General features: G+C 70.4%; 15 protein-coding genes. 3 read left to right on the top strand and 12 right to left on the bottom strand.

Translation table 11 applies throughout. The features are described from left to right. Nucleotides 1-2 precede the first annotated feature (2 nt). From ACIA8N_RS16955 to ACIA8N_RS16965, 3 genes are all read right to left on the bottom strand, one after another. On the bottom strand, nucleotides 3-659 hold the full coding sequence (locus ACIA8N_RS16955) for a hypothetical protein (RefSeq protein WP_365779385.1): 657 nt from the start codon (nucleotides 657-659) through the stop codon (nucleotides 3-5). 106 nt (nucleotides 660-765) lie between these two features. Continuing rightward, on the bottom strand, nucleotides 766-1,476 hold the full coding sequence (locus ACIA8N_RS16960) for a ribonuclease HII (protein WP_365779383.1): 711 nt from the start codon (nucleotides 1,474-1,476) through the stop codon (nucleotides 766-768). 126 nt (nucleotides 1,477-1,602) lie between these two features. After that, entirely contained in the window at nucleotides 1,603-2,220 is a 618-nt protein-coding gene (locus ACIA8N_RS16965; protein ID WP_365779381.1) for a TetR/AcrR family transcriptional regulator, read from the bottom strand. A gap of 132 nt (nucleotides 2,221-2,352) precedes the next feature. Between ACIA8N_RS16965 and ACIA8N_RS16970 the strand changes: the two genes are divergently transcribed. After that, nucleotides 2,353-3,906, top strand: coding sequence for an MFS transporter (locus ACIA8N_RS16970; protein ID WP_365779379.1), 1,554 nt, complete (start codon nucleotides 2,353-2,355; stop codon nucleotides 3,904-3,906). A gap of 126 nt (nucleotides 3,907-4,032) precedes the next feature. On the opposite strand, the gene ACIA8N_RS16975 is transcribed toward ACIA8N_RS16970, so the two are convergent. The 4 genes from ACIA8N_RS16975 to ACIA8N_RS16990 all read right to left on the bottom strand — a co-directional run bounded on the left by ACIA8N_RS16975 (nucleotide 4,033) and on the right by ACIA8N_RS16990 (nucleotide 7,216). Next, a complete protein-coding gene (locus ACIA8N_RS16975; protein WP_365779377.1) occupies nucleotides 4,033-4,944 on the bottom strand; it encodes an ADP-ribosylglycohydrolase family protein in 912 nt (303 codons plus the stop codon). A 12-nt stretch (nucleotides 4,945-4,956) separates the two neighbouring features. Continuing rightward, entirely contained in the window at nucleotides 4,957-5,616 is a 660-nt protein-coding gene (locus ACIA8N_RS16980; protein WP_365779375.1) for a histidine phosphatase family protein, read from the bottom strand. Between the two features lie 111 nt (nucleotides 5,617-5,727). Further along, nucleotides 5,728-6,333 (bottom strand): YdbC family protein, encoded by a 606-nt coding sequence (locus ACIA8N_RS16985; protein ID WP_030211696.1) that lies wholly within the window; start codon nucleotides 6,331-6,333, stop codon nucleotides 5,728-5,730. 52 nt (nucleotides 6,334-6,385) lie between these two features. Continuing rightward, a complete protein-coding gene (locus ACIA8N_RS16990) occupies nucleotides 6,386-7,216 on the bottom strand; it encodes an arylamine N-acetyltransferase (RefSeq protein WP_365779372.1) in 831 nt (276 codons plus the stop codon). Between the two features lie 142 nt (nucleotides 7,217-7,358). Between ACIA8N_RS16990 and ACIA8N_RS16995 the strand changes: the two genes are divergently transcribed. Beyond that, nucleotides 7,359-7,889: a TerD family protein gene (locus ACIA8N_RS16995; protein ID WP_365779370.1), complete on the top strand. Its 531-nt coding sequence runs from the start codon at nucleotides 7,359-7,361 to the stop codon at nucleotides 7,887-7,889. Between the two features lie 429 nt (nucleotides 7,890-8,318). Here ACIA8N_RS16995 and ACIA8N_RS17000 read toward each other — a convergent pair whose 3' ends face one another. Continuing rightward, nucleotides 8,319-11,213 (bottom strand): vitamin B12-dependent ribonucleotide reductase, encoded by a 2,895-nt coding sequence (locus tag ACIA8N_RS17000; protein WP_365779368.1) that lies wholly within the window; start codon nucleotides 11,211-11,213, stop codon nucleotides 8,319-8,321. Between the two features lie 171 nt (nucleotides 11,214-11,384). Continuing rightward, nucleotides 11,385-11,894 (bottom strand): transcriptional regulator NrdR, encoded by a 510-nt coding sequence (gene nrdR / locus ACIA8N_RS17005; RefSeq protein ID WP_030211688.1) that lies wholly within the window; start codon nucleotides 11,892-11,894, stop codon nucleotides 11,385-11,387. Between the two features lie 446 nt (nucleotides 11,895-12,340). Between nrdR and lexA the strand changes: the two genes are divergently transcribed. Then, nucleotides 12,341-13,129: a transcriptional repressor LexA gene (lexA, locus tag ACIA8N_RS17010; protein WP_030211686.1), complete on the top strand. Its 789-nt coding sequence runs from the start codon at nucleotides 12,341-12,343 to the stop codon at nucleotides 13,127-13,129. A 106-nt stretch (nucleotides 13,130-13,235) separates the two neighbouring features. Here lexA and ACIA8N_RS17015 read toward each other — a convergent pair whose 3' ends face one another. The 3 genes from ACIA8N_RS17015 to ACIA8N_RS17025 all read right to left on the bottom strand — a co-directional run bounded on the left by ACIA8N_RS17015 (nucleotide 13,236) and on the right by ACIA8N_RS17025 (nucleotide 17,912). After that, on the bottom strand, nucleotides 13,236-15,209 hold the full coding sequence (locus ACIA8N_RS17015) for an ATP-dependent DNA helicase (RefSeq protein ID WP_365779364.1): 1,974 nt from the start codon (nucleotides 15,207-15,209) through the stop codon (nucleotides 13,236-13,238). Nucleotides 15,210-15,259: 50 nt separating this feature from the next. After that, nucleotides 15,260-17,092: an IucA/IucC family protein gene (locus ACIA8N_RS17020; RefSeq protein ID WP_365779362.1), complete on the bottom strand. Its 1,833-nt coding sequence runs from the start codon at nucleotides 17,090-17,092 to the stop codon at nucleotides 15,260-15,262. Nucleotides 17,093-17,159: 67 nt separating this feature from the next. Then, nucleotides 17,160-17,912, bottom strand: a complete 753-nt coding sequence (locus ACIA8N_RS17025; RefSeq protein ID WP_399416561.1) for a GNAT family N-acetyltransferase — start codon at nucleotides 17,910-17,912, stop codon at nucleotides 17,160-17,162. Nucleotides 17,913-17,922 lie beyond the last annotated feature (10 nt).

The raw sequence follows: 17,922 nt of genomic DNA on the forward strand, positions 1-17,922 counted from the left end.
GGTCAGACGCCGGCGCCCGCTCCGAGGAGCGTCGTGACGCGCTGCTGGTCGCCGCAGACGATGAGCAGCGCGCCGGCGCGGGCCATCGCCGACGGCAGGGCCTTGGCGGTCGTCTCGTCGTCTCCGCCGTTGACGGCCACGATCACCACGGGCCGGGTGGCCGCCCGCTCGACGGAGGCGGCGGGCGCGAAGAACACGTCGTCCCCGGCGTCCTGCTGCGCCCAGTAGGCCGCCTCGCCGAAGGACAGCTCGTGCGTGGTCCACGGGTGCGGGTCGCCGGTGGTGAGGACGAGGATCTCGCCGGGCGCCCGGCCGCTCTCCAGGAGCATGTCCAGGGCCTCTTCGGCGGCGTCGAGCGCGCCGTCGACGGGGGCCGGGATCAGCTGGAGCTGCGGCGTGGACCGCTGGTCGGAACGATTCTCCGGCGTGTTCGCCGGAGTCGGGGTGTTCGCCGGGGTGGAGCCGGCGACGGGGGCCGGCCGCGGGGCCGGCGGCGCGGGCCTGGCAGGACCGGGGACGGGGCGTCCGGGCCGCGGAGCGGCCGCGGAACGCGGGCCGGGTACGGGACGGGGGGTCGACGCGGGGCGGCCGGTGGCCGCGGTGGCGCGGGGACCCTGGGCGCTCTCGTGAATCTGAGGCTCCTCGGGGATGAGAGGCATGAGTGGATGTCTATCAAACGCCGCTGCGGGAAGCACCGGCGGGTGGGCACGCATGTGCACCCCGGTCGTACGGGAGGCCCTTCGACAGGGTCCCGCGACCGGAAGATCAGAAGTCGAAGCCGAGTTGGCCCCCGCTTTCCAGCGCGACCGCCTCGGCCGAGAGGCGGACCTTTTTGAGGTGGCGCCACCTGGGCATGGCGTCCATGTACGACCAGGAGAGACGGTGGTGAGGGGTGGGCCCCAGCTCTTCGAGCGCCGCTTTGTGGACCGGCGAAGGGTAGCCCGCGTTGGCTCCGAAGGCGTACGCCGCGTACTCCTGTGACCCGGTGGCCAGCTCGGCCATGACGGCGTCCCGCCGGACCTTGGCGATCACGGAGGCGGCGGCCACGGCGATGCAGGACTGGTCGCCCTTGATCACCGTACGGACGTGCCAGGGGCTGCCGAGGTAGTCGTGCTTGCCGTCGAGGATCACCGCGTCGGGCCGTACGGGGAGCCCTTCGAGGGCCCGGACCGCGGCCAGGCGCAGGGCCGCGGTCATGCCGAGCTCGTCGATCTCCTGCGGGGTGGCGTCGCCGAGCGCGTACGCCGTGACCCAGCGTTCCAGTTCCACGGCGAGCGCGGTACGGCGCTTGAGGGTGAGCAGCTTGGAGTCGGTGAGCCCTTCGGGCGCCCGGCGCAGACCGGTGACGGCCGCGCACACCGTGACGGGGCCGGCCCAGGCGCCGCGTCCGACCTCGTCCACTCCGGCGACGATCCTGGCGCCGGTGGTGGCTCGGAGCGACCGCTCGACGGTGTGGGTGGGTGGTTCGTAGGGCATGGCGCCTGACAGGTTACGCCGCTCGGTGCCGCCCGCGATACCCGGATTCCCCCCAGGGGCCCGAGGGGCGTGCGCGCGGGGGCGCGAGGCCTCGGCGGGCCACCCCTCGGAGGCGCTCCTTCCGGGTCACACCCGTAGCAGCGGCAGCATGATCCGGTCGATCAGATCGGCGATCTCGGCGTCCGGCCATTCGCTCGCGCACACTTTCGAGCGGTACATCAGCATGGCCGGGATGACGTCGAGAACCAGGTCGTCGTTCGCGTCCGCACGCACCTCCCCCCTTGAGATTCCGCGCTGCAACACCTCGCTGAAGAGTCGGGCCGAGGGCTCGACGACTCCCGTGACGATCAGGCCATGGAACCTCTCGGCGGACTCGACATCGCATTCGTGAAGCACAGCGCGCAGCGCGAAGCCCGGCTTGGAGTACATGACGTCCCGGACCCGGCGGCACAGCTCGTACAGGTCCTCGCGCACCTCTCCGAGGTCCGGCGCCTCGTCGAGCACCGGCAGTCCGGCCTGGAGCGCGTCCGCGACGAGGTCCTCCTTCGACGGCCAGCGCCGGTACACCGCGGCTTTGCCCGTCTGCGCGCCGACGGCGACACCCTCCATCGTCAGACCGTTCCAGCCGACGCTGCCCAGTTGTTCGAGCGTGGCCTCCAGGATGGCCTTCTCGAGCACGGGACCGCGGCGGCGCAGGGACACCCCTTCCGGCCGGGCGGCGGCCGTGGAGCGTGAAGTAACCATCAGGATCTCTCCGTTGAGGCGATGTCCGTCCTCGGCAGTGCCCAGTGAACGGTTGCGTTCACTGAGGGGGACTCACTACCGTGATGGACAGTGAACGGGTGCGTTCACTAATTCTTCCGTGGGGGATCCATAGTGACAACTTCTCCGGTGGACACACAGACCAAGGACGGACCCGCTCGCGCCGGAGGTCGGCCGGGTATCGCCTTGACCGTCATCGCCGCCTGCCAGCTGATGGTCGTCCTCGACGCCACCATCGTGAACATCGCGCTGCCGCACATCCAGGACGCGCTCTCCTTCTCGACCACCGACCTGTCGTGGGTGCTCAGCGCCTACACGCTCACCTTCGGCGGACTGCTGCTCCTCGGCGGACGGGCCGGGGACATCCTGGGGCGCCGCCGGGTGTTCATGGCCGGCATCCTGCTCTTCACCTTCGCCTCGCTGCTCGGAGGCTTCGCCCAGGAGCCCTGGCATCTGCTCGCCGCACGGGCCCTGCAGGGCGTGGGCGGCGCCATCGCCTCGCCCACCTCGCTCGCCCTGATCACCACGACGTTCCCCGAAGGGCCTGAGCGCAACCGGGCGTTCGGCGTGTTCGCCGCCGTCTCCGCCGGTGGCGGCGCGATCGGTCTGCTCGCCGGCGGCATGCTCACGGAGTGGCTGGACTGGCGGTGGGTCCTCTTCGTCAACGTGCCGATCGGCCTGCTGATCGCCTTCCTCGCCCCGCGCTACATCGCCGAGTCCGAGCGTCACCCCGGCCGGTTCGACATCGCGGGCGCCGCGACCTCGACACTCGGCATGGCCGCGCTGGTCTACGGGTTCATCCGAGCCTCGGAGAAGGGCTGGAAGGACGAGCTGACCATCGGCTCCTTCGTCTCCGCGGTGATCCTGCTCGTGGCCTTCGCGGTCGTGGAGTCACGCGCCAAGGAGCCGATCACCCCGCTCCGGATGTTCGCGGACCGCAACCGGTCGGGCACGTACGTCATCATGCTCAGCCTGGCAGCCGCCATGTTCGGCATGTTCTTCTTCATCGTGCTGTGGGTCCAGGGCGTCCTCGGATACAGCCCGATCCAGTCCGGTCTCGCCTTCCTGCCGGTGACGGTCGCGATCGTGACCGGCGCGGGGCTCGCCCAGCGGCTGCTGCCGACACTCGGGCCCAAGCCGTTCATGGTGAGCGGTTCGGCGATCACCGGTGCGGGCCTCTTCTGGCTGACGTTCATCAGCCCGGACAGCAGTTACGCGAGCGGGGTCCTCGGCCCGATGGTTCTGTTCGGCTTCGGCATGGGCCTCAACTTCGTGACGCTCACGCTCACGGCCGTCTCCGGAGTGGCCCAGCACGAGGCGGGCGCCGCGTCGGGCCTGCTCAACGCGACCCAGCAGGTCGGCGGTTCGCTCGGCCTGTCCATCCTGGTCACGGTCTTCGGCACCGCCAGCCGCGAGGAGGCCGAGAAGCAGATGCCCGGCTTCCTCAAGGCCGCGACGCCCGAGCAGCAGGCTGAGGCCCTGAAGACGAAGGAGCTGCCCGCGCCCTGGGGCCACGAAGTGCTGACCTCGGGCATCGCCTCGGCGTTCACGGCGGCCGTCGCGATGGTGCTGATCGCGCTGCTCACGGCGGTCCTGGTGATCCGGGTCCGCAAGAGTGACCTGGAGGCGCTCAGCGGCCGCGCGGAGGCCGCGGGGCCGACGGCCTGAGAACACCACGATGCCCCCCTGGGCCCGCAGAGGGCTCAGGGGGGCATCGCGCCGCCTCAGGCGCCTCGTACCGCGTCAAGCGCGTGGTGCCGCCCCTGTCGTGCCGCCTCAGGCCATCACGCGATTTCAGGCCCCCGCGCCGCCCAGGACCCACTCCGGCAGGGCCTCGGTCTGTCGCAGCCAGTCCGCCGGCGGTGCACCGTCCGCCGCGGCGGCCACCACACCCCCCGCGATGGCACAGGTCGTGTCGACGTCGCCGCCGACCTGCGCGGTCGTCCAGAACACCCGCTCGAAATCGCCGAGGCCCCGGGCCGCCGACCAGAGGGCGAACGGAACCGTGTCGTGCGCGCTCGTCCGCCGGCCGCTGCCGAGCACCGCGGCGACGGTGCCCGCGTCGCCGTAGTCGAGCATGTCCCGGGCCCGGCGCAGCCCCGCCCCGACCGCGCTGCGCGGCACGAGGGCGATGACGCCGTCGAGCAGCTTCTCGGCGGTGGGCGGCCCGGCGGGGTCGGCGGCCAGCGCGGCGGCGGCGGCCACGGCCATGGCGCCGACCACGGCCTCGCGGTGCTGGTGGGTCGTGTACGCGGAGATCTCCGCCTGGTGGGTCGCCTGCTCCGGGTCGTCCGCGTACCAGGCTCCGAGCGGGGCGATCCGCATCGCGGCGCCGTTGCCCCAGGACCCCTGTCCCTGGAAGAGCGCGGCGGCCAGTTCCCGCCAGTCGCCGCCTTCCCGGATCAGCCGGAGCATCCGGTTGACGGCCGGGCCGTAGCCGCGGTCGAAGTCGTGGTGCTGGGCGAAGGACATCGCCAGGGCGTCCTGGTCGATCCGCTCGTGGCGGGCGAGGACGGCCAGGACGGAGCAGGCCATCTCGGTGTCGTCGGTCCACTGCCAGGGGCCGTCGGGCAGCTCGCGCCGCTTCAGCAGGGGGTAGTGGGCGGGTACGAAGAACTGGGAGCCCAGGGCGTCTCCCACGGACAGCCCGCGCAGGCTGGCCAGGGCGCGGTCGAAGCGCCGGTCGAATGAGGAGTCAGCGGTCATCGGTCTGCCACTCTATCCGGTATGGCCGTACGGTTCCGGGGTACGCCAGCGCTCGAACGGCCGGTCAAGACGGTATCTCCCGTCCTCGCCGAGCAGGAGCACGCGGGTCTCGGCGTTGCCGGGATTGGAGAGCGACTCGAAGTCCGCCACCGTCCAGTGGAACCAGCGCATGCAGAACAGGCGCATGGTCAGCCCATGGGTGACGAGCAGGACGTTGGGCGGATGGTCGGGCGCCTCGAAACTGCGGTACAGGCTCTCCAGGAACGCCCCGACGCGGTCGTAGACGTCCGCACCGGACTCACCCTGGGCGAAGCGGTAGAAGAAGTGCCCGTACGCGTCCCGGTAGGCCTTCTGCAGACGGACGTCCTCGCGCTCCTGCCAGTTGCCCCAGTCCTGCTCCCGGAGGCGCGGCTCCTCCCGTACCCGCACCTGTCCCGGTGGCAGCCGGAAGGCGCGGAGGGTCTCATGGGTGCGGCGGTACGGCGAGACGTAGACGCTGACGGACTCCTCACCGAACAGCTCCCGAAGCCGCTCCCCCGTCTCCCCGGCCTGGCGCAGCCCGGTCGCGGTGAGCCGCAGCGCGTGGTCGGGCTCACGTTCGTACACCGTGTCATCGACATTGCCCTCGGACTCTCCGTGCCGTACGAGAACGATGCGCCGCGGTCGTGCCATACCCCGACCCTAGATCGCCGGTTCCGGACCGGCGCAGCCGAGGTGGTGTCCGGAGTCCATCCGGCGTACGCGGGCGCACGCGGGGCGGCGTGTTCGTACCGGATCCGGCCTTCACACCGTCCAGGTCGGCTCGAGCTGCACCACGTCCCCGGTCAGCGCCGCCACGTCGGCCGCGGTCCTGGCCCGCAGCCCGAGCCGCTCGATGCGCTCCACCCGGTACTTCCCGTGCTCCGCCGCCGAGTGCCACATGGACAGCACCAGGAACTCGCTGCCGGGCGCCTCGCCGAACATGCCCCGCAGCATGCCGGGAGAGCCGGCCATCGCCGGGTTCCACACCTTCTCCTGCATGAGCGCGAAGTGCTCGGCACGGTCCTCGTGGACACGGCAGTGCGCCACCCGCGCCACGTCGGCGTCGGAGAACCGCGGCTCGAAGCCCATCTTCACGTCGAAGCGGTGGTCGAACAGCTTGGCCTGGGCGTCCTTGAACGTGCCCGCCTGCGCGGCCGCGAGCCGATCGTGCGAGCGCGCCATGAACGAGTCGTAGAAGGCCCGGCTCTCCCAGAACGCGAAGACATGGGCGACGTCCGGCCGAGCCCGGCTCCACCCGCCGCCCTGGCCCCGGAATCCCGGCTCACCGAGCAGCCCCGCCCATTTCCGCTGCCCCCGCTCGAACCCTCGACGGTCCATCACGGTGCAGCGAATCCACTTGACCAGCACCGCGCCATCGTACGGGGCCGACGAGCGCCCCGGCAGACCCTCGCGGACCCCGTCAGACGCCCTCCGGGTGCATGCGCTCCAGGCCCGCGCGCTCCTCCTCGTCCAGTTCGATACCGAATTCGGACCGGAGCGTCGCGATCAACTCCGCGGCAGTGACCACCCGTTTCTCGGCGGTACCGTCCGGCCGCACCACCGAGAGCGTCTCGCGGACCAGCGCCCTGCGCGCCTCCTCGCCGGGCCGCTGGGCCACGACCTGGCCGAGGAAGCGCGATTGCGGATGACTGGAGCTGTAGTGGTTCATCACGAGGAAGTCGCCGGGATAGAGGGTCTGGGGAGCGAAAGCGTACAGATCGGTCCAGCCCTGCGGTCGCAGGGAGCGGAGTACGAGAATGCCCTCACCCTCGGCCTTGATCCCGAACGTCCAGCCACTCTGCTCGACCCTGACCCCGTCCCGCAGGGGCACCGGTTCCAGCGGCCCCTGCCAGCCGAACCCGACGTCACAGAGCCAGTGTTCGCCGTCGACCGTCACCACGAGCAAAGCGTGCGTGACGGGTGGCAGCGTCGCGCCGCGAGAACGGTTGCGGGCGCCGCGCGCCGCGACCGTGAAGCCGATCCGTTCGAGGACCGCCGCGAACAGGGAGTTCTGCTCGTAGCAGTACCCTCCGCGACGCCGTCCGACGAGCTTGTCCTGAAGGCTCTTCAGGTCCAGGGAAACCGGCTTCCCGAGGGCGACGTCGAGATTCTCGAACGGCACGGCACGCACATGCGCCCGATGAAGACGCCTCAACGTCCCCATATCAGGCGCGACTTCTGCTTCCCTTCCCGCCTGCCATCCGATTCGAGCCAGATATGCGTCGAGATCCAGCTCGTCACCGCTCCACAAACCGCTCTCCCCCCTCCACCTCGGGTCCTCTGTCGTAGCCACATGACACCATGGGCGATCTGCCCACGACCACGGGCTTTCGAACGGGTCAGCGGTACGGAGCGAGGCGTGCGCGGGGGCGTACGCGGAGAGGGGAAGCACCATGAGCGGACTCAACAAGGGAGTGGGACGCGTCGAGGTGACGCTCAAGTGGGACCCCGCCCCGATCGGCGCGCCCGCCCACGACCTCGACATCGTCGCCGGCGTCTTCACGTCGGACGACCCGCACGGAGCGCCGGCCCATCTGGTGCACTTCGGCAGCCGCTCCCCCGACGGCACGATCACGCTCCACCGCGACAGCCGTACGGGGCAGGGTTTCGGCTACGACGAGGCGATGACCCTGGAACTCGACCGGCTGGCACCGCGGTACGCGCGCGTGGTGGTGGGAGTCGCGATACAGCAGGCCGGCGGACGACGGACCTTCGGCGACATAGCGAACACGGGCATCCGGGTCCGCGAGGGCTACACGGACCTGCTGGTCCACGACTTCGCGGACGTGCCGGACGCCCTGTCGGCGACGGTCGTGGAGTTCACCAGGGACGGCACCGACGGCTGGGCGTACCGCGCCCTCAGCCACGGCTTCGACGCCACCCCCCAGGCCTTCGCCACCTTGCTGGGCTCAGCCCGCCCCTGACCCCGACCCGGCCACACGAATGGGGACCGCCCGGAGGCCGGTCCCCTTCATGAAGCGCTGATCAGCATGCGCTGATCAGCCACCTGCGCGGACGAGCGTCACTCAGGAGAGCGTGCGCCAATTCACCGGCGAGGCCAGAGGGCCGTGCGAAGTGGTGCGTCGAGGACGATCATCCTGCCGGCCAGTCGCCGGTCCTCGGATGCCCGCGGCCCTTGCCGCCGACGGTGCGATCCCTCATCGGGGTACGGCTCACCGTCGCGATGAAGCGGCTCCTGTCACGCCGGCCGTCACCGGAGCGAGCCCCCGCCCCTGCCCTGCAGCAGGCACGACGAAGGGGATCGACCTGTGGTCGATCCCCTTCGTGAGCTGCTGGTTCAGCTATGCGCGCGGCCTACGCCGGACGTGCGTCCGACGCGATTCCACCCGGTGTCAGCTGCAGCCGCTGGTCGAGCCGCAGCCCTCGCAGATGTAGCAGGAGCCGGCGCGCTGCATCTTCGTACCGCAGGAGAAGCAGAGCGGGGCGTCGGCGCTGATGCCGAGCTGCATCTCGACGAGCTCCGCCGAGGTGTGCGCCTGCTTCGGGGCCGGGACCTCGGCCTTCGGGGCCGGGGCCGCGACGGCCTTCAGCTCCTGGGCGCGGGGCGCGGACTGGGCCAGCGCCTCGACGTCGACCTCGTCCTCCTCGGACTGCTCGTACGAGCCGGTGTCCAGGTGACGCTGACGCTCCTCGGCGGAGTGGATGCCGAGCGCGGAGCGGGTCTCGAAGGGCAGGAAGTCCAGGGCCAGGCGGCGGAAGATGTAGTCGACGATCGACTGCGCCATCCGCACGTCCGGGTCGTCCGTCATGCCGGCCGGCTCGAAGCGCATGTTGGTGAACTTCGAGACGTACGTCTCGAGCGGGACGCCGTACTGCAGGCCCACGGAGACGGCGATGGAGAAGGCGTCCATCATGCCGGCGAGGGTCGAGCCCTGCTTGGACATCTTGAGGAAGACCTCGCCGAGACCGTCGTCCGGGTAGGAGTTGGCGGTCATGTAGCCCTCGGCGCCACCGACGGTGAAGGAGGTGGTGATCCCCGGGCGGCCCTTGGGCAGGCGCTTGCGGACCGGGCGGTACTCGACGACCTTCTCGACGGCCTCGCGGATCGTCGCCTCGGACTTCGCGGTGACCTCGGCCTTCTCCGTCTCCTTCTTCTTCGCGGAGAGCGGCTGGCCGACCTTGCAGTTGTCGCGGTAGATCGCGAGCGCCTTGACGCCCATCTTCCAGGCCTCGAAGTAGACCTCCTCGACGTCCTCGACCGTGGCCGTCTCCGGCAGGTTCACGGTCTTGGAGAGGGCGCCGGAGATCCACGGCTGGATGGCGGCCATCATGCGGACGTGGCCCATCGCGGAGATGGAACGCTCGCCCATGGCGCAGTCGAAGACCTCGTAGTGCTCGGTCTTCAGGCCGGGGGCGTCGATCACATTGCCGTGCTCGGCGATGTGGGCGACGATCGCCTCGATCTGCTCCTCCTGGTAGCCCAGGCGGCGCAGGGCCTGCGGGACGGTGCCGTTGACGATCTGCATCGAGCCGCCGCCGACGAGCTTCTTGAACTTGACCAGGGCGAGGTCGGGCTCGAGGCCGGTGGTGTCGCAGGACATCGCGAGACCGATGGTGCCGGTCGGGGCGATGACCGAGGCCTGGGCGTTGCGGAAGCCGTTCTTGGCGCCGAGGTGGATCACGTCCTGCCAGGCCTCCGTGGCGGCGGCCCAGATCGGCGAGTCCAGGTCGTCCATGCGGACGGCCTTGGTGTTCTCGTCGGCGTGCTGCCGCATGACGCGCTGGTGCGGCTCGGCGTTGCGGGCGTAACCGTCGTACGCGCCGACGACCGCGGCGAGCTCGGCGGAGCGCTTGTACGAGGTGCCGGTCATCAGGGAGGTGATGGCGCCGGCGAGGGCGCGGCCGCCGTCGGAGTCGTACGCGTGGCCGGTCGCCATCAGCAGGGCGCCGAGGTTGGCGTAGCCGATGCCGAGCTGGCGGTAGGCGCGGGTGTTCTCGCCGATCTTCTGGGTGGGGAAGTCGGCGAAGCAGATGGAGATGTCCATCGCGGTGATGACGAGCTCGACGACCTTGGCGAAGCGCTCGACGTCGAAGGACTGGTTGCCCTTGCCGTCGTCCTTGAGGAACTTCATGAGGTTCAGCGAGGCGAGATTGCAGGACGTGTTGTCCAGGTGCATGTACTCGCTGCACGGGTTCGAGCCGTTGATCCGGCCGGACTCGGGGCAGGTGTGCCAGTGGTTGATCGTGTCGTCGTACTGGATGCCCGGGTCGGCGCAGGCCCACGCGGCCTCGGCCATCTTGCGGAAGAGCGACTTGGCGTCGACCTCCTCGATGACCTCGCCGGTCATACGGGAGGTGAGGCCGAACTTGCCACCGGACTCGACGGCCTTCATGAACGTGTCGTTCACGCGGACGGAGTTGTTGGCGTTCTGGTACTGGACGGACGTGATGTCGTCGCCGCCCAGGTCCATGTCGAAGCCCGCGTCACGGAGGGCGCGGATCTTCTCCTCCTCCTTGACCTTGGTCTGGATGAAGTCCTCGATGTCGGGGTGGTCGACGTCGAGGATGACCATCTTGGCCGCGCGACGGGTCGCACCGCCCGACTTGATCGTTCCCGCGGAGGCGTCGGCGCCACGCATGAAGGAGACCGGGCCGGAGGCGTTGCCGCCCGAGGAGAGCAGTTCCTTGGAGGAGCGGATGCGGGAGAGGTTCAGGCCGGCGCCGGAGCCGCCCTTGAAGATCATGCCCTCTTCCTTGTACCAGTCGAGGATGGACTCCATGGAGTCGTCGACGGACAGGATGAAGCAGGCGGAGACCTGCTGGGGCTGGGGCGTGCCGACGTTGAACCAGACCGGCGAGTTGAAGCTGAAGATCTGGTGCAGGAGGGCGTAGGCCAGCTCGTGCTCGAAGATCTCGGCGTCGGCGGGCGAGGTGAAGTAGCCGTACTCCTCGCCGGCCTTCGTGTACGTCTTCACGATCCGGTCGATGAGCTGCTTGAGACCGGTCTCGCGCTGCGGGGTGCCGACGGCCCCGCGGAAGTACTTGCTGGTGACGATGTTGACCGCGTTCACCGACCAGAAGTCGGGGAACTCGACGCCACGCTGCTCGAAGTTGATCGAGCCGTCGCGCCAGTTGGTCATGACGACGTCTCGGCGCTCCCAGGTCACCTCGTCGTACGGATGCACGCCGGGGGTGGTGTGGATGCGCTCGATACGCAGGCCCTTGCTCGCCGCCTTGGTTCCCTTGGAACGAGAACCACGTGCCGGACCGCTCGCCGTCTCTGTCATGCCGCCTCCCATATACGGGCAAAACACACTTTGGCACCCAGAAAGTCCCAGGGCACCGTCTTCTGTACGTCGTTCTGTACTGCTGCCACGAGCGCCACGGGGGTCGCTCGGGGCACGTCTGCCAGGCCGCTCGGCGGCCGGCCGCCGGGCACTGTCGGCCCGGACCGCCGGTCAGTCGGCGGCGGTGGCGGGAACGGGGACCTCAGGGGTCGCACCGGTCCCGCGGTTCTCAGCGGGAGGCCGCACGCGGAGTTCCACGATGGCGGCCTCGAAGTCTTCGAGGCTGTCGAACGCCCGGTACACGGACGCGAAGCGCAGGTACGCGACGAGGTCGAGTTCCTGCAGGGGGCCGAGGATGGCCAGACCCACGTCGTGGGTGGTCAGCTCGGCGCTGCCGGTGGCACGCACCGCCTCCTCGACCCGCTGGCCGAGCTTGGCGAGGGCGTCCTCGGTGACCGGTCGCCCCTGGCACGCCTTGCGTACGCCGGAGATGACCTTGGTACGGCTGAAGGGCTCGGTGACACCGGAACGCTTCACCACCATCAGCGAGCACGTCTCCACCGTCGTGAAACGACGGGAGCAGTCGGGGCACTGGCGACGACGCCTGATCGACGTCCCGTCGTCCGTGGTGCGACTGTCGACGACACGACTGTCGGGGTGCCTGCAGAAGGGGCAGTGCATTGGTTCCGACCCTCCCTCACGGCACGACTGGTGAGCCTCGCCCGACCCGTCAAAGCCTTGCGAAGCGACCACCAGCATAGGCGATGTGGGCACCCCCGGCAGACCGGGGACCACTACCCCTGGGTGGCCGGTGCCATCCAACCACTAGATCTTGGGTTGGGGGCGTTTTGGGGCACTCCGCGTGTCGCGGCGCACCCGGTCCCGAAATTCCGCCCCGCCGGCCCTCAGGATGCGACACTGGGAGGGCGCACGGAAGCTCGCGACCCAGCGGGGAAGGTTACCGTAACGGCTGATTCGGGGCGGCCGCGTGAGAGCGCTCATACACCCGTATGCGAACAGACGTAAGGCAATCTGCGAATTTTCACTCGAACGTGTGTTTGGCGCAACCTTTCGAAAGCCACTACCGTTGTGCCAGCCAGGGAGACCATTCGAGAGGGGCCGACGACGTGACCACCACCGCAGACAGTGCCACCATCACCGCCCAGGACCGCTCCCAGGGCCGACTCGAGCCGGTGCACGCCATGAATGACACAGGCATGAACGGCGAGGACCCCGGGCGACCCGCCCGGGCCCTCCCCGGGCGACCTCCAGGCATCCGAGCCGACAGCTCCGGTCTCACCGACCGGCAGCGCAGGGTCATCGAAGTCATCCGCGACTCGGTCCAGCGTCGCGGCTACCCGCCGTCGATGCGTGAGATCGGGCAGGCGGTCGGCCTCTCCAGCACCTCTTCGGTGGCGCACCAGCTCATGGCGCTGGAGCGTAAGGGCTTCCTCCGCCGCGACCCTCACCGGCCCCGGGCGTACGAGGTACGGGGCTCCGACCAGCCGAGCACCCAGCCGACGGACACCACCGGCAAGCCGGCCGCGTCCTACGTGCCCCTGGTCGGCCGGATCGCGGCCGGCGGCCCGATCCTCGCCGAGGAGTCCGTCGAGGACGTGTTCCCCCTTCCCCGGCAGCTGGTCGGCGACGGAGAGCTGTTCGTCCTCAAGGTCGTCGGCGACTCGATGATCGAGGCCGCGATCTGTGACGGCGACTGGGTCACCGTCCGACGGCAGCCCGTCGCGGAGAACGGCGACATCGTCGCCGCCATGCTGGACGGCGAAGCCACGGTCAAGCGCTTCAAGCGCGAGGACGGTCACGTCTGGCTGCTCCCGCACAACGCGGCGTACCAGCCGATCCCCGGCGACGAGGCCACGATTCTCGGCAAGGTCGTGGCGGTACTGCGGCGGGTGTGACACACCCGCCGGCTCTGACCGGGCCCCGGAACCCTCTGCGCCGGTTCCGGGGCCCTGCCATGTCCCGCACAGCGCGTGACGCCCGCCGCCTCAGACGCCGGCCGCCTCAGACACCTGCCGCCTTCGACGCGGCGTCGATGGCGGCGAGCGACCTCCGCACCTGGTTGCGGTCGGTGGTGTACCAGAAGTCGGGCAGCGAGGCCTTGAGATAGCTGCCGTACCGCGCCGTGGCCAGCCGGGGGTCGAGGACCGCCACGACACCTCGGTCACCCGTGGCACGCACCAGTCGGCCGGCGCCCTGGGCCATCAGCAGGGCCGCGTGGGTCGCCGCGACCGCCATGAAGCCGTTGCCCCCGGCCTCCTCGACGGCCTTCTGCCGGGCGCTCATCAGCGGGTCGTCCGGGCGCGGGAAGGGGATCTTGTCCATCACGACCAGCTGACAGCTGGCCCCCGGGACGTCCACGCCCTGCCAGAGCGAGAGCGTCCCGAACAGACAGGTCTTCGGGTCGGCGGCGAAGTTCTTGATCAACTCGCCCAGGGTGTCCTCGCCCTGGAGCAGGATCGGCAGCTCCGGGACACGGGTCCGCAGCTCCTCCGCCGCCAGCTGTGCCGCGCGCATGGACGAGAAGAGACCGAGCGTCCGCCCGCCGGCCGACTGCATCAGCTCGGTCAGCTCGTCGAGCATGTCGCCTCGGTCCCCGTCACGCGCGGGACGGGAGAGGTGCTTGGCGACGTAGAGAATGCCCTGCTTGGGATAGTCGAACGGGGAGCCGACGTCGATGCCCTTCCAGACCGGCAGGTCGTCGCCCGTGGTGCCCTCGGGCGCGAGACCGAGCGAAGCACCCACGCCGTTGAAGTCGCCGCCCAGCTTGAGCGTCGCAGAGGCGAGGACCACCGAGCGCTCCGTGAACAGCTTCTCCCGCAGCAGCCCCGAGACGGTGAGCGGAGCGACCCGAACCGAGGCCCCGAAACGATCGTGACGCTCGTACCAGACGACGTCGTACTCCGAGCCCTGGGTGATCCGCTCCGCGACACCGTGGACCGTCTCCACGGAGGCCATGGCCTGCTTGCGCACGGCGTCCTCGTCCTGCACGGCCCGGTCCCTGGTCGAGCCCAGGGCCGTGATCACCGCCCGGGCGGCGTCGCGCAGTGCCATCAAGGCGTACCCCAGGTCCTCCGGGATCTCCTCCAGGCGCCCCGGCAGGGCCAGCTCCATGACCCGCTCGAAGCCCTCGGCGGCCGTCTGCAGTTGGTCGGCGACCTTCTCGTCGACGAGCTTGGAGGACCGGCGCACGGCTCGGTTGACCTGGCCGGGCGTGAGCTCGCCGGTGGCGACGCCGGTGACCCGGGAGACCAGCTCATGGGCCTCGTCGACGATCAGCACCTCGTGCTGGGGAAGCACGGGGGCACCCTCGATGGCGTCGATGGCGAGGAGGGCGTGGTTGGTCACGACCACATCGGCGAGCTTGGCACGCTCACGCGCCGCCTCGGCGAAGCACTCCGCCCCGTAGGCGCATTTGCTCGCGCCGAGGCATTCCCGGGACGACACCGAGACCTGCGCCCATGCCTTGTCGGAGACGCCCGGCGTCAGGTCGTCCCGGTCCCCGGTCTCCGTCTCGTCCGACCAGTCCCTGAGCCTCATCAGGTCCTGGCCCAGCTTGCTGGTGGGCGCGGCCGCCTCGAAGGGATCGAAGAGGCCGTCCTCCTCGTCCTGCGGGACCCCTTCGTGGAGCCGGTGCAGACACAGGTAGTTGGACCGGCCCTTGAGCATGGCGAACTGCGGACGGCGACGCAGCTGCGGGTGCAGTGCGTCGACCGTCCGCGGAAGGTCGCGCTCGACGAGCTGGCGCTGCAGCGCCAGGGTGGCCGTGGCCACCACCACCCGCTCGCCCTGGGCCAGTGCCGGGACCAGGTAGCCCAGCGACTTTCCGGTGCCGGTGCCGGCCTGGACCAGGAGGTGGGAATTGTCGTCGATGGCCTCGGCCACGGCCTCGGCCATGGTGACCTGGCCGGGCCGCTCCGTGCCGCCGACGGCGGAGACGGCGGCGTGGAGGAGGTCGGGGAGGGATGGCTTCGTCATAGCCCTTCCAGCCTACGGGGCTCCACTGACAGCCCGGTCACGTGCGAGCGTCACGCGAGCGGGTTGGGGACGGTGCCGTGGACGGCCGCGTGGGGCCGTTCCGGGCGGTCGCGGTATCCGTCCAGGTGCAGACGGTTGCGGTTGAGGCAGAGTCGCTCGATCCGGGGGGTGAGGAGGTCGAACAGCTCGAACCGTTCCTTCAGCTCGGGGAAGCGCTCCTGGTGGCGGAGGATCTCCGTCCGGACGAGGGACCAGAAGGTCGTCTCGGGTACTCCGAGTTGTGCCTCGCAGAGCGGCGCCAGGTAGCGGAAGACGCCGACGAAGAGCCCCGAATGGATGAACTGGACGAGGAAGTCGGGTTCCTCGGTCAGGAGCACGGCACGGACGTCGTCCGGCAGGGTGTCGTGTTCGGGGAGCGGCCGGGCGCTGATGTTCACGTCGTCGACGAAGTCCTTGATCGCCAGGCGCACGGGGACGTCCTGGTCGTCGTAGACGACGATGGCGTTCTCGCCGTGCGGGGAGAAGACCGTGCCGTACCGGTAGAGGAAGTGCAGCAGCGGGGGCAGCAGGGCGGCGAAGAGGTGCCGGAGCCAGACGGCGGGAGCGAGTCCCGAGCGCTCGACGAGTTCGGCGACGAACGCCCGGCCGACGGGGTCCGTGTGGAGCAGGGAGGCCAGCGTGCGGGCCCGCTCGCCCGGGGGCAGCCGCAGCGGTTCGCGCCAGATCGCGCCGAGGAGTTCCTTGTACTGGTAAGGGACTTCGGGCAACCGGTCGTACAGGGGGTGCTCGACCGTGACGGAGGCGACCTCGCCGAGGAGGACCACCCCGCACTCGTCCCGCAGGAACGGGTCGGCGTCACGCAGGCCGTGCACCCAGGCGGTGACGGCGGGCGCGGCGAGCGTCCGCTCGGTGGGCAGGCCGCGCCAGACGAGGGTGTTGAGCACCGACAGGGGGAGCTTGACGGTGTGCCGGTCGGGGTGGCTGGTGTTGAGGAAGGTGCGGACCGACTGCTGCGGAAGCCGGAGGTCGCCGTCGGCGCCGAGGGGGACGACCGTCCCGGCGGCGATGTACGGGGCGTAGAGGGGGAGCAGGATCTCGTCCCACTGCCAGGGGTGGACGGGCAGCAGGAGGTAGCCGTCCGGTTCGTGGCCGCGTGCGGTCAGTTCGGCGCGGAAGGCGGCGCGGACCTCGGGGTCGAGTTCCCGGGCGTAGAGGCGGTCGGGGGTGTCGAGGCCCGGCACGCCGCGGTAGGCGGCGAGGCGTTTGCTGACGGCGATCCACGGCAACCTGGTCGCGCGCCGGGCTTCGGGGGCCCAGCGGGCGGCGTCGGTGGCGGAGAAGCCGATGCGTCCCTTGTTGAGGACGAGCCAGGGGTGGCCGGTCTGGTGGCCTTCGAGTTCCGCGTAGGAGAGGTCGGCGAGCAGCGCGGCGGAGAGAGCCGTGTCGTCGAGGCGAGTGTCGGCGGCGAGGGTGGCGGAGAGTTCGCGGATGAGGTGGCCGAGGGTGGCGCCGTCGAGCCGCAGCAGGCGGCGGGCCCGGACCAGGAACTCGAGGGGGTCGGTCATGGGCCGGCCGTCGTGGGTGATCGAGTCGGCGGCCACGTACCAGCTGCCGTAGGCGCCGCGGCGGGCCCGGAAGGCGAGGGCGGTCCCGTCGTCGAGCCGCAGGACGTGGTCTCCGGGTCCGCCGGCGGCCGCCGGTGCGGGCTCGATGATCTCCTCGTAGGCGAACTCGGCGAGGGCTTTGGCGAGGAGGCGGGCCGAGGCACGGCTCCAGGCGGCGGCGTTCAGCTCGGGGGGCGCGAGCAGCTCGGGGGCCGGTTCGGCGCCGGGGGACGGGGCGGGCGGTGTGGGCTGAGCGGAGTCGTGGGGTGCAGGGGACATCGACACGAGGACTCCTCGGGGTGGGAACCGCTGTGGGACGAGCGGTGTATAGAAGGCAGAGGGTTGTTCACAGAACGTGACGAAGGGCGCGGTCACGGATCATGAGCGCCGCTCGCTTGTCGGGAAGGTCGACTTCCGCCGCGTAGCGGAAGCCGCCGTTGAGGAAGGCCGAGACGGAGGGGGTGTTACGGATGTCGGGTTCGGCGACGACCCGGGTGCATCGGGGACGGTGGTCGAGGACGAGGTCGGCGACGGCGCGCAGAAGCGCGGTGCCGACGCCGCGGCCGCGGTCGGTGACTCCTCCGATCAGCAGATGGATACCGGTGTCGTGGGGGCGAGCCGGGTAGTGCCGGGCGAGCGGGTCGAGGTCGGCGCGGTAGATCTCGAAGTAGCTCATGGGCGTCGCGTCGAGCAGACCGAGGCAGGGGACGCTGCGTCCGTCGCCCTCGAGTTGGGCGCGGAGGTGCTCGGCGGTCACGGCTTCGGGTCCGGAGAGTTCCCAGAAGGCGGCGACGGCGGGGTCGTTCATCCACCCGGCGAGGAGCGACACGTCGCGTTCGAGTCGCACGGGGACGAGGCGGAAGGTGCCGACGGGCGTGACGGCCGGGTCCCAGGAGGCGACGGAGTCCAGCAGGTCGCCGTCGAGGAGCTCGGCGTCGGAGTGATCGCCTTCGAGGTGACCGCCGCCGGGGTGACCGCCTTCTAGGAGGGCGACGAGCTCGTCGAGCCTCAGGTCGAGGGTGTCGTCGCCGGGCGGGTCGGCCGGTGGGCGGGTGGGTGACACGGTGTCGCTCTCCTCTCGGCGGTGCGGTCGGGACATGGGGGCTCGG

Source organism: Streptomyces sp. NPDC051822 (genome assembly GCF_044452745.1).
In the GTDB taxonomy this organism is placed as follows: domain Bacteria; phylum Actinomycetota; class Actinomycetes; order Streptomycetales; family Streptomycetaceae; genus Streptomyces.